Source organism: Methanosarcina sp. A14 (assembly GCF_001729375.1).
In the GTDB taxonomy this organism is placed as follows: Archaea; Halobacteriota; Methanosarcinia; order Methanosarcinales; family Methanosarcinaceae; genus Methanosarcina; species Methanosarcina barkeri.
In genome coordinates this window covers 1-11,773 of record NZ_LZPK01000205.1, presented here as the reverse complement: position 1 = coordinate 11,773, position 11,773 = coordinate 1, and the positions used below count along the sequence as shown (strand labels likewise).

10 protein-coding genes and 1 pseudogene are annotated in these 11,773 nt (G+C 36.8%); 8 read left to right on the top strand and 3 right to left on the bottom strand.

The genetic code is table 11. The annotated features are described in order from the left end of the window. Positions 1–193 precede the first annotated feature (193 nt). Positions 194–811, top strand: coding sequence for a hypothetical protein (locus tag A9239_RS10395; RefSeq protein WP_048156469.1), 618 nt, complete (start codon positions 194–196; stop codon positions 809–811). Between the two features lie 105 nt (positions 812–916). On the opposite strand, the gene ablB is transcribed toward A9239_RS10395, so the two are convergent. Both ablB and ablA read right to left on the bottom strand, forming a co-directional pair. Further along, on the bottom strand, positions 917–1,894 hold the full coding sequence (ablB, locus tag A9239_RS10390) for a putative beta-lysine N-acetyltransferase (protein ID WP_080943719.1): 978 nt from the start codon (positions 1,892–1,894) through the stop codon (positions 917–919). A gap of 75 nt (positions 1,895–1,969) precedes the next feature. Continuing rightward, the gene (ablA, locus tag A9239_RS10385; RefSeq protein WP_048156472.1) at positions 1,970–3,229 is read right to left on the bottom strand and encodes a lysine 2,3-aminomutase; all 1,260 of its coding nucleotides are present in this window, start codon (positions 3,227–3,229) and stop codon (positions 1,970–1,972) included. A 697-nt stretch (positions 3,230–3,926) separates the two neighbouring features. On the opposite strand from ablA, the gene A9239_RS10380 reads away from it, so the two are divergent. The 7 genes from A9239_RS10380 (at position 3,927) to A9239_RS10350 (ending at position 10,723) form a co-directional block, all read left to right on the top strand. Then, positions 3,927–5,918, top strand: coding sequence for a cation:proton antiporter (locus tag A9239_RS10380; RefSeq protein ID WP_048156476.1), 1,992 nt, complete (start codon positions 3,927–3,929; stop codon positions 5,916–5,918). A gap of 245 nt (positions 5,919–6,163) precedes the next feature. Next, the gene (locus A9239_RS10375; protein WP_048156479.1) at positions 6,164–6,856 is read left to right on the top strand and encodes a DUF1538 domain-containing protein; all 693 of its coding nucleotides are present in this window, start codon (positions 6,164–6,166) and stop codon (positions 6,854–6,856) included. Continuing rightward, complete coding sequence (locus A9239_RS10370; protein ID WP_048156481.1) at positions 6,853–7,581, top strand: DUF1538 domain-containing protein; 729 nt, start codon at positions 6,853–6,855, stop codon at positions 7,579–7,581. Before A9239_RS10375 ends, A9239_RS10370 begins: the two co-directional genes overlap by 4 nt. Continuing rightward, the gene (locus A9239_RS10365; protein ID WP_048109430.1) at positions 7,571–7,924 is read left to right on the top strand and encodes a P-II family nitrogen regulator; all 354 of its coding nucleotides are present in this window, start codon (positions 7,571–7,573) and stop codon (positions 7,922–7,924) included. Before A9239_RS10370 ends, A9239_RS10365 begins: the two co-directional genes overlap by 11 nt. Positions 7,925–8,539: 615 nt before the next feature. Next, entirely contained in the window at positions 8,540–9,235 is a 696-nt protein-coding gene (locus A9239_RS10360) for a DUF1538 domain-containing protein (protein ID WP_048109431.1), read from the top strand. Next, on the top strand, positions 9,232–9,963 hold the full coding sequence (locus A9239_RS10355) for a DUF1538 domain-containing protein (RefSeq protein WP_048109433.1): 732 nt from the start codon (positions 9,232–9,234) through the stop codon (positions 9,961–9,963). The genes A9239_RS10360 and A9239_RS10355 overlap by 4 nt, the downstream gene beginning before the upstream one ends. A 502-nt stretch (positions 9,964–10,465) precedes the next feature. Then, complete coding sequence (locus tag A9239_RS10350) at positions 10,466–10,723, top strand: hypothetical protein (protein WP_048109435.1); 258 nt, start codon at positions 10,466–10,468, stop codon at positions 10,721–10,723. Between the two features lie 373 nt (positions 10,724–11,096). On the opposite strand, the pseudogene A9239_RS10345 reads toward A9239_RS10350, so the two are convergent. Beyond that, positions 11,097–11,773: pseudogene (locus A9239_RS10345) on the bottom strand (LVIVD repeat-containing protein); the annotation flags it as partial.

Here is an 11,773-nt window from a genome sequence, read left to right as displayed (position 1 = left end):
GAGTTTAATTTTTTCTGAGTCTCGTTTTTGGATGTTATCTAAATTTTTGGCCCTAACACTGATTTTCAGATCTATTTGGTAAATAAACCTCTGATTCAGGAACAAATTTTAAACTTTCAATGAAATTTTTGAGATAGATTCTGACTATTCCTCAACCCATCTTTTTTAAGATCAAAACATAACTCTTAGAAGCATGAAAGAAATCATAGTAAATAGAAGACTTTTTCTTGCAGTAATTATTCTTACAATTATTTTTTCTTCCTTTTATATTCTGGACTTCAAGGCGGCAAAGAGCGAGACCAAAGCTAATTCCATGGTAAGTTCCTACTCCACAAGCAACCCTCAAATTGACTTTCCAGGTAGGATTTGCCTCCATATAGAAGGTAACGACTACTTTTCGAAATCTCTTAGAAAAAACCTTGATACTGAACTGGAAAAAGCAGGCATGGAGGTATCAATCACCGACGAAGTAAAGAACAAGTATAATTCTCAAGCCCTCCTGATTAATATCAGTAAACGTGACGGAGTCTATACGCCTGTTTATACCTTTTCAAATCTGAATATTTTTTTCTTCTATACCTCAACTGGAGGAGACGTAAAATATTTTGATCAATTTAAAGAAGGATCTGTAACTGTAACCTTCGTAAACAGTAGCTCTCGGGAAGGAGAAAAGTTAATAAGTGGGAATGTGGAATTGAAGGACTCCACAAAAGGCCTGATCTCACAAAAAGCCTATATAGATTACGTAACAGCCCAAGCTGCAAAGGAAATTACCACCAGGCTTGAGCAGAATACTCAAGAACTTCTTTAATCAAAATACTCAACACTGTGGAGTTTTGAAAGCAAAATCAAATAAGTTTTTGGCTGAATGGACTTTTTCTCCTGCCAATTTCCGGTTTCTTTCAGTTTTTTTGCTTTAGTTTATTCTTTGTTTTGACCTGTTCTTTTTAAGCATTTTGCACCAGATGTTCATGTCTTCAAATCCATTTCCAATCTTGCAGTTGTTAACTAGCCTGCCTGTGTAAGCATAGCCAAGAGAAGCAAAAGCTGCATTTATTCCTAGAGATGAAGCTCTACAGAGAGTATAAGAGCTTCTGAAGCCTCTATTTAAAAGTTCTTTTTCCAGAGCTTTGATGAGCTCTTTTATCAATCCCTTTCCCCTCTCGGAAGGAATTGTCAGGCAGTCGGTTATTTCTGCACACTTGTTTGTTGGGTCCATTTCTGCCGAAGCAAGGCTCAAGATTGTTCCTTGCTTTTCTGCAAGGAAATAGAGAACATTCGAGTCCATGGTTTTTAGAAGATAACTTTTCATGTGCAAAGGAGTGGGATAAAACTTAAACTCCTGCCTGTAAAGAGTTGCCATTGCTGAGGCATCAGCCTGGACTGCAGGCTTGAGCCTGTACTCTTCCTGAAACCCGATATTCTCTCCTTGTTTTCTTATGTTCTCATTTTTTTGGGAGCCATCCGGTTTTTTCAGTTTTCTTCTGGATATCATTACTTTTCTGAGACAGCTTTCAATTATCTGGTCTTCTTTCCCTTTATTAGAAGAAACTCCTCTGGAAGTTTCAGGGTAACTTGAGAAAACATGGCAGTCTTTTCCTGCATAGTACCCCTTGATGTTTCCTTCCTCTACATATCCACAGGTTTCAAGCTCTTTTATGTTTTCCAGAGGCGTATATACGATTATCTTCCCAATTTTTTCTACTTTAGCAACGATTTTAAGAACTTCTGAAATTTTCTCAAAAATTCCGGTAAAATTCATAACTTTTATTCTGTTGTTGTAGTAATCAATTACAAGATCAGCTCTTGATCCTCCAATCTCCAGATTTATCTTTTTCCAGTATCCCGCCAGTTCTTCTTTAATTTCAAGAATAAAGGGAAGGTTTTTTTCCATATTTTTTCCTCCTTACGTTTTTAAAGTTTTTTGACTTGAGGAGATTTTCCTGGTTTATTTCCTTTACTCTTTTCTTTAGAAACGCTTTTTTCTTTCGAGGCTTTCGGGTTCGAGAGCGATTATGTCATTTTCTTCGTCATATAGTTTTGCAATGCCTGTGCCACTTTTAAGCCCTGGATGCTTATCGCAGATTGAACAGGCTTGCTGACACTCCCAGGAATAAGCTTCAGGTTCTGGGTACATGCAGATCACCCCTTCGTAATTTCTAAGGACGACTCCTGTGTCCGAGCTTGAAATCAGGTAATTAGGACCTACAGGAATTTTTCCTCCTCCTCCAGGGGCATCAACAACAAAAGTAGGAACTGCAAGACCCGATGTATGTCCTCTAAGCATCTCAATGATCTCTATTCCCCTCGAAACTGAGGTCCTGAAATGCTCCAGCCCAAAGGAAAGGTCGCACTGATAGAGATAATAAGGCCTTGTTTTTATCTTAAGGAGTTCGTGGCAAAGTTTTTTAATTACCATCGGGCAGTCATTGACTCCCCTGAGGAGTACGGACTGATTACCAAGAGGAACTCCGGCTTTTGCTAGCATTCTCATTGCCTTTTTAGCTTCCGGGGTAATCTCTTTTGGGTGATTGAAATGGGTATTAAGCCAGACTGACGGATATTTTTCAAGAATTTCACATAATTCAGGGGTTATGCGCTGAGGGAGGGTTACAGGAACCCTTGAACCTATCCTTACTATTTCCACGTGAGGAATGTCAAAGAGTTCTCCCAGGAGCCAGTCCAGCCTTTCATCGGAAACGAGCAGGGCATCTCCTCCCGAAAGCAGGACATCCCTTATTTCAGGATGTTCTCTAATATACTCGAGCCCTTCTCTGATTACCTTTTCAGAATAGTCGTACTCTCTGTTGCCGACCCTTCGCTTGCGGGTACAGTGTCTGCAATACATCCCACAGCGGTTTGAAATGAGGAAAAGCACCCTATCAGGATATCTATGGGTTATACAGCTCTCTTCAGAAGGGGAATCCTTATCCTCACATAGGGGATCTTCGAGTTCCCAGGAAGATTTTTTAAGTTCGGCTGAACTGGGTACAGCCTGCATTCGAATAGGACAGTTAGGATCTGTCGGATCTATAAGAGAAGCATAATAAGGAGATATTGCCATAGGAAAAACTTCAAGAGCTTTTTTTATATCTTCTTTCTCGGTCTCTGATAACTGAATCAATTTTTCAAGTTCTTCTACGGTCTCAATTCTATGCCTGTATTGCCATTTCCAGTCTGAAAATTCTTCTTCAGATGCATTAAAATAGTTCATAATCTTAGATTTCACAATTAAACCTCAGTGAAAGCTGAAAGAAAAATTATAGGAGAGACTTCCAGAGTACAATAAAATGAACCCTGTTCTAGGAAATTAAATCCCTCTTTTTTCAGCTTATTTAGAGAAAATATGTCTTAAATATGCCAATATTCATATTAAACAAATCTTTTAAATACTTTTTTATCTAATCAAGTTTTAAAAATCCTTTTTTTTCGAAAAAAAACTTAAAAATACCTTTTTATTTGAGGTTTTTTTTGATTTTACACTTTCTAATTGTTTCATTTTCTTTTAAAAATTCATTTTTTTTAGGATTTCCTTATTTCCTTCTTTTAAAGAGGGCATATATGCATAAATAGACAGAAAAGCAATTGATTCTTTATTAAGCAATTTCAGGAAAGTAACATGGCCTTCAGAGAGGGATAAAGGCTAGAGTAAATTTTTAACTTTTAAATAGACTTTGTTTTAAGCTATGAAGACTAAAAGCGGTTTTTAAATCCCCATATGCTTATTTTTATCTTATTTATCCAAATATACTCCACATAATTCTTTAATTTTCTAAAATATCTCATGTTTTAAAAATGTCTACCATGCTCTTTTATTTGTTAAAATAGCTAATTCATTTCCCCATATTAGTTTTAGTATGTTACTACCTTTTCTCGAGGGCCCAGGTCAATGAAATTTATATTATTTAAAAAATCATTATATATTGATGGCGACGAATCTTTTAACCGACCTTCTGATCATCTTCGGACTTTCTATTCCTGTAGTATTTACTTTCTCAAAATTAAAAATAGCTCCACTGATTGGTTTTCTACTTGCAGGTATTCTTGCTGGACCTTTTGGTTTTGGACTTATTAGAGAGATTGGAAACATAGAATTTTTGGCCGAAATCGGAGTCGTACTCCTGCTTTTTACCATAGGTATTGAGTTTTCACTGCGCGACCTTTTACAGCTTCGCAGAATTGTAATTTTTGGAGGCGGTTTGCAGCTTTCCATAACTTCAGTTATCGTTGCTCTTATATTCCTCTGGCTTGGACATTCCAGAGAAGCTTCGATTTTTCTTGGGTTTTTAGTAGCATTAAGCAGCACTGCAATTGTTCTTAAACTCTTACAGGAAAAAGGAGAAATTTATAGCCTTCACGGGCGGACTTCCTTAGGAATACTGATTTTTCAGGATATCGCTGCAGTGATAATTATTCTCTTAATTCCAGTCCTCGCAGGCACTCCAGGGACTGAAAAGTCATTTTTAGAGCTTATCCTGCAGGGCCTTGGGCTCATCGTGTTCACTTTTCTAAGCGCCAGATATGTCGTTCCTTTTATCATGTACCATGTGGCAAAGACACGAAATAACGAGCTTTTTCTCCTGAGTGTTATAGTAATAGGGCTTTCTGTCGCCTGGCTGACTTCCATGGTTGGACTATCTCTGGCACTGGGAGCTTTTCTTGCTGGCCTTATTATTTCGGAGTCTGAGTATTCGGTTCAGGCTCTTGGGAATATAATTCCATTCAGGGACATGTTCATGAGTATTTTCTTCATCTCAATAGGGATGCTGCTTGATCTCAACATATTAAGAGAACATCTGCTCCTGATCCTGGCTGCTACCCTGGCTGTGCTGCTTCTGAAGGCTCTGGCAAACAGTTTGAGCACCTTTCTCATAGGTTTTCCTTTGCATACAATGATTCTGGTTGGATTTTCCCTTTCACAGGTTGGAGAATTTTCCTTTATCCTTGCAAAAGTAGGTTCTGCAAGTGGATTAATTTCCTCTCTCATGTACCAGGAATTTCTGGATGTTGCAGTACTTTCTATGGTGCTTACCCCTCTTTTTATGAGTATAGGGTATCGAACCACGACTTTTGCTGACTTTCTGCCTTTTCCCCCAATCTTGAAACAGGGCTGGTACAGTAAATTTAAAGAAAAAGAATCTGAAGAGAAACTTGAAAACCACGTAATTATAGTAGGATTTGGGATAAACGGTAGAAATGTCGTGACTGCTGCAAAAGCAGCTTCAATTCCCTACATAGTAATTGACATGAATCCTGAAGTCGTACGGATAGAGAAGCAGAAGGAAGAGCGTATTTTTTACGGTGATGCTGCTCAGAATGCTGTACTGGAACATGCAGGCATCCAGACCGCGAAATCTGTTGTCGTGACCGCAGGTGATCCTCCGAGCGCTAAAAGAATAATTGAAGCTGCCCAAAGGTTAAATCCGGAAATCCACATCATTGCCAGAACACATTTCCTGAGTGAGCTGGATAAGTTCTATGATTTTGGGGCAGATGAAGTCATTTCTGATGAGTTTGAAAGCTCAATAGAGCTTTTCACAAGGGTACTTCACAGATACTTAGTTCCCAGCAGTGAAATCTATTCCCTTACTTCAACATTACGTGCCGACCATTATAAGATGCTTCGAAGTACTGGCATCCCCAGGAAAAAAATCTGCGATCTGGCTCTTGATTTTGCAGATGTGGAAATCCGGAGTATCAGGGTAGGGAAATTCTCAAAATCAGCAGGAATGACTCTTGGGGAACTCAATCTTCGGAAGAACTATGGAGTGTCCGCACTTGCAATCTCACGTAGTCATAAAATCATTCCCGGACCGGAAGCTGAGACTGAAATTCTCGCGGATGATATTCTGCTTGTGATCAGCCCACCTGAAAATGTTGAGGAAGTTAGAAAGCTTTTCGAGGACGGTGCGGAATAAAGAGAAGTTCCATTTTGTTATTTATAATGAGAGAGTTTATAATGAAAGATTTAACTTAGCTATAATGTTTACATACTTATAGTAACTATATTGTTAATGCTTATATTCTAAAATTTTTGGGGTCAAAAGTACTTGAATACTCACAAGTGGCAGATTTAGAATTTAGTGTTTATTTTTATATTTATTTAAACATTTTTATTTGCTCGCTTAATTAAGTGCTTATTTATCTATCTGGTGGAACTTTCATGATGCGTGATGTTAAAGAAACTTTTCAGGAAGTCGTCCAAGCTATATTTCCTTTAACACTTGTAGTCGTGTTACTGTTGCTTGTGTTCGTCGGTATAGGCCTGGATGATCTGATCTCCTTTTTGATAGCTACAGTGCTAACTGTAATCGGAATGACCTTTTTTCTAACCGGGGTTAAGCTGAGTATGCTTCCTATAGGTGAGGCAATAGGAGCTGATTTGCCTAAGCACAGCTCACTGGCTTTTATCGCAGTGATGGTGTTTCTACTCTCGTCCTTTGTAGCTGTAGCGGAACCTAATGTAAGTGTTTTAATTAGCATGATAAACTCAGCTTTACAAGGGAGTATAGATAACAATTTACTGATAATTTCTATATCCTTTGGAGTAGGTTTTCTTATGGTTATTTCCGTCCTGAGAATAATCTTTGGATTTCCGATCAAATATCTGTTTGCAGGAAGTTATTCAATCATACTCATGCTGTCTTTCTTTGTACCTGCTGATTATCTGGCAATTGCCTTTGATTCCGGAAGTGTGACTACAGGAGCAATGATTGTGCCTGTGATTATTGGCCTTGGAGTCGGGATAGCTTCAGTATTGCAAGATAGATCTGAACTTGATGGTTTTGGACTTATCGGCCTAGCGACTATAGGTCCCATATTGAGTCTCATGCTACTGGGGGTTCTGTCTTCATGAGTTTAGAAATTACGGGATTTTGGCTCGTGTTTTTTGAAGTTATCCAATCAATTGCTCCTCTAATAATTTTCTTCACATCCCTTCAGATATTATATTTAAAGCTGCCATTATCACAATTAGTAAGACTTTATATAGGGCTAGCCTTCACTGCATTTGGTATGATCTTATTTCTTCATGGAGTCAATAACGGATTTCTCCCTGCAGGAACGAAGATAGGGGAGTTCTTTGGCGATTCTAAGAAGAACTTTTTAATTCCTCTAGGTTTTGTTCTTGGTTTACTTGCTGCTTTTGCGGAACCTTCTGTAAGAGTATTGTGTTATCAGGTTGAGGAATCTTCCAGTGGCTATATAAGATCAAATCTTATGCTCTATATGCTTTCCTTCGCAGTTGCTATGTTGTCTGCGATTTCAATGGTAAAAATTGTCTATAAGATACCTTTCATATACATAATAGTTCCAGGTTATTTATTTGTCCTTATTCTGTTATGGCTTTGTGACAAAGATTTTGTGGGTATTGCATTCGACGCAGGAGGAGCTGTAACAGGTCCGATGGCTGTGTCTTTTCTGATGTCAATGGCTGTAGGAGTGGCTACATCATACGAGGGGACAGATCCTGTCGCAGACGGCTTTGGCCTGATTGCGATGATAGCACTGGCGCCCATCATTTTCGTTATGCTTCTGGGTGTTTACATAAGATTTAACGGAGGTAGAGAGAGTGTGCAATGAGAAAGATTTTGTATTAATAGTCACAATTGTAAAAAAAGGCTGGGGCGATGAGGTAATTAAGGCTTCAAGAAAAGCCGGTGCCCATGGCGGAACAATCTTATTTGGTCGCGGTACAGGAGTTCATGAGAATAAAAGTATTCTTGGCTTAATGATCGAACCAGAAAAGGAAATCGTCCTCACAGTAGCTGAATCGACAATTGAGGATAAAATCAAAAATAGTATTATTGAGGCTGTAAACCTCAACGAACCCGGAAAAGGGATTGGGTTTGTAGTTTCTCTGGATAAAGTATTTGGAATTTGTCATCCACTTTATGATATGTTGCACTCTAACAGAGAAATATGAGTAACTCCACTTAGGAAATTATGAATGTTCCTATCTGGAGACTTTCAAGTTTGAATTTAACTTAAAAACTTATTTTTTTCGTTAGATCTGGTTGACATTTGCTATTCTCAATAGTGATAATTTTAAACAATGAAAATTAGCCGTTACCACGGTTAAAAGAGAAATAGCATAACAATGAGGTCTGTTAAGGATTATTTTAAAATCAAGGAGTAGAAAAAGTAAATTTACTTGCTATCTATATTTTATTTAGACGGAGACTTGTGCTCAAAGAGTATTATATAATATTAGTCATATAATTAATTGGGGAATTGGCAATTAAGATTCAGATATGAAATCTACGATTTAAACCAGATGTCTAAAGCTGAAATAGGAAATTTAAAAATCCTTGTAGAAAATAGAATTTCTAAATTCATAATATATTAAGATTAATGAATATATATAGACATGTAAATACAATGGATCGTCTGCTCTTTCAACTTAACAACGTGGCGAAGATACTTCACCAGTTTAGCAATAATTGATATTTTCAATATGTCTCATTGATGAAATTTACCTTAAACAGCTCAGATCTGTAATTTGTAAAGTAAATTCTATCTATTGCGGAGGGAAATTTTTATGATATGTGATATTAAAGAGACTATTATTGAAGTTGTGCAGGCAGTATTTCCTTTAACGCTTGCAATACTTTTGCTCATGCTGACATTAGTTGGTACTAGTTTGAACCAGCTTGCATCTTTTTTGACGAGCATATTACTTATCTCACTGGGAATGATTTTTTTTCTTGTAGGCGTTAAGATTGGTATACTTCCAATGGGTGAGGCAATAGGAGCTGATTTGCCCAAGCATAATTCACTTGCTTTTATTGCAATAGTAGTCTTCCTACTCTCGTTTCTAACAACCATTGCGGAGCCTGATGTAAGAGTTTTAAGTAACATGGTTAATTTAGTTTCACAGGGCAGTATAGATAGTAATATGATAATAATCTCTATAGCCTTTGGAGTTGGCTTGTTTGTAGTTATTTCTATTTTCAGAACAATTTATGGAATTCCAATCAGGTATCTGTTTGCAGCAGGCTATCTAATTATACTCGCGCTGTCATTTTTTGTACCGAGTGAATACCTGGCAATCGCTTTCGATGCAGGAGGTGTGACCACAGGGTCTATAACTGTACCTGTTATTATGGCTCTTGGAATCGGAATAGTTGCAGTATTACAAAAGAAGTCTGAACTTTCAGATAATTTCGGAATCATGGGATTAGCTTCCATGGGCCCTGTAGTTATTGTAATGTTGCTGGGGGTTCTGTCTTCATGAACTCAGTTACAGAGGGAATCTCGCCTGTATTCTTTGAAGTTATTCAGTCACTTGTCCCTCTTGTAATTTTTTTTGCTCTATTTCAAAAAGCACATTTAAAGCTTCCGTTTTCACAATTAATAAAACTGTATACCGGATTAATTTTAGCCGGATTTGGAATAGTATTATTTCTTTATGGCGTATACAGTGGCTTTTTTCCTATAGGAAGAGAGATTGGTGAATTTTTCGGCAATTCCGACAAAAAAAACATTTTAATACCGATAGGTTTCGTGCTTGGATTCCTTTCAACTTTTGCAGAGCCTGTTGTAAGGGTATTATGTTACCAGATTGAAGAGTCTTCCAATGGTTATATAAGATCAAAACTTATGCTTTATGTTCTTTCCTCTGGAATTGCTGTGTTCGTTGCCATTGCAATGGCAAAAATAATTTATGGAATCCCTTTTCTGTATATAATAGTCCCAGGTTATCTATTCGTATTTGTTTTATTATGGTTTTGCGACAAAGATTTCATAAGTATAGCATTCGATGCAGGTGGAGTTGCAACAGGCTCTATGGCTGTAACATTTCTCACATCAATGACCGTCGGACTAGCATCTGCACATGAAGGTGTAGATGCAATTGCAGACGGTTTCGGCTTAATTGGAATGATGGCACTTGCACCCGTTATTTTTGTTATGTTTCTGGGCATTTATATAAAATATAATGAAGATAAAAAAGATATTCAATGAGAAACTTTGCGTTAATAATTAAAGTTATAAAAAAATTATACAAATTTAACTATTACAGTTTCTCGTAGAAACTTGCACCTTTCGAGAAATAATATATTATTTGGACTCTATATATCATTCATGAAAATAAAAATATTTTTAGTTTAATATTGAATCTGATAAAAAAATTACTCTTACAATAACTAAATCAGATATTGTAGATAATAAATTCTATTACTAAGGCAGCAAAATGAATTCTATTACTAAGGCAGTAAAAATGTTAACAAACCCCCAAATTAGTGTAGGATCTTTGGTCTGTGTTGATTAACATGGTATTGCTCATACTGTGAGAAAGAGAATTACCACAGTAAAAATCTTATTTATAATCTCTATTCATAATCTCAGCACTGCTGGAACCTGCAACAAACAATTAAACCAAAATGAACATTCAGAAAAAAAGAAGTTTGAGAAATAAATCGGATAACATTACCGCTTAATAGCAATGAAACTTTGAGGCTCTAAAATGTTTAAAGTCCTTATTGACATCCCTGCGCAAGCCTTTTTGAAATCGGCTGATGAAATGACTTACTCCAGAGTCAAAGAAACTCTTGATGAACTTGTCCTCGATCCGGTCCCACCGCGAGCAAAAAGAATAATTGAGAGTAAGGAAAAGCTTTTCAGACTACGGTCCAGGCATTTAAGGCTGCTTTATAGAGTCAATTATGAGCACCAGACCCTGGTAGTTATAATTATCGAGCCTGTAAATCGCATGTATCGTTGAAGAGAGTAAAGATGTAAACTCTTCTTCCGTTAAGTGTTATAACAGGAAATTAGAAAAAGAATGATCAGGCAAATACAAAATATAATTTCAACCTGTCTTAAGAAATTATCTTGCATAGTTCATAATATGCAAGACTACTATAAATTATTTACTCAATATTGACTATTGAAACTCATGGGATTCCAATAAACTGAGATATAGGCATAAATTTTATACATATATTCTATTTTTAGGTATCAATAAACTCTAATATTTATTATGATATATTTTTTGAATAGTTAGACCGAAAACATTGGGAATTGCTATTATTTTTATACATCTTCAAAAAATAATTTTTTTTATTTTTGGAAATTTTTCCAAAAAGTCAGTATAACTACCTTTTGTTACTTCCTTTTATGTAAAATATAGTTAGCAAACTAACAATCCCCCAAATTAGTTCAAATCCTGGAGTTTTTTTGCTTTCTTTTGGAGGAGCGCGGGTCTCTTTTTTCTGCTCAGGCGTCTGCTTAACATTTGCTACTGCACTCTCATTTTCTTGTTTAAGGCTCTGAGTGTTATTTTCAGGCTGTGTTAAACTGGAATTCATAACAGAAGTTACTGACTGTTCTAAATTGGCTTTTAATACCAAAATACCATTATTGGAATCGGCTACATAGATAGTACTGCCGGAAATTGAAACGTCCAAAATTCCCCAGGAAGAACTGAATCCTCCTTCTACAATTGGAGAAGAGGAATTGCTAATATTAACAATCACAAGACCAGAATTAGCAATATAGGCGTAATTACCTGAAACTGAAATGGCCTTACAAATGCCAATATGGCGGCTTTCGCTTCCTTTGTGAATTGGAGAAGAGGGATTACTGATATCAAAAATCACAAGACCATCAGAGTCTTCAACTAAATAAGCGTAATTGCCGGAAACTGCAACACAGTCAGCATATCCAGTTTCATACTTTCCTTTAAGGGTCGGAGAAGAAGGGGTGCTAATATCAACAACCACAAAACCGTTATCACCAGCAGCTAAATAGGCGTAATTGCCGGAAACTGCAA

Coding starts and splice junctions, on each gene's coding strand:
- A9239_RS10370 (WP_048156481.1), top strand. CDS start 6,853: ATGAGTTTAGAAATTACGGGATTTTGGCTCGTGTTTTTTGAAGTTATC.
- A9239_RS10395 (WP_048156469.1), top strand. CDS start 194: ATGAAAGAAATCATAGTAAATAGAAGACTTTTTCTTGCAGTAATTATT.
- A9239_RS10380 (WP_048156476.1), top strand. CDS start 3,927: ATGGCGACGAATCTTTTAACCGACCTTCTGATCATCTTCGGACTTTCT.
- A9239_RS10360 (WP_048109431.1), top strand. CDS start 8,540: ATGATATGTGATATTAAAGAGACTATTATTGAAGTTGTGCAGGCAGTA.
- A9239_RS10375 (WP_048156479.1), top strand. CDS start 6,164: ATGATGCGTGATGTTAAAGAAACTTTTCAGGAAGTCGTCCAAGCTATA.
- ablB (WP_080943719.1), bottom strand. CDS start 1,894: ATGGAAAAAAACCTTCCCTTTATTCTTGAAATTAAAGAAGAACTGGCG.
- A9239_RS10350 (WP_048109435.1), top strand. CDS start 10,466: ATGTTTAAAGTCCTTATTGACATCCCTGCGCAAGCCTTTTTGAAATCG.
- A9239_RS10355 (WP_048109433.1), top strand. CDS start 9,232: ATGAACTCAGTTACAGAGGGAATCTCGCCTGTATTCTTTGAAGTTATT.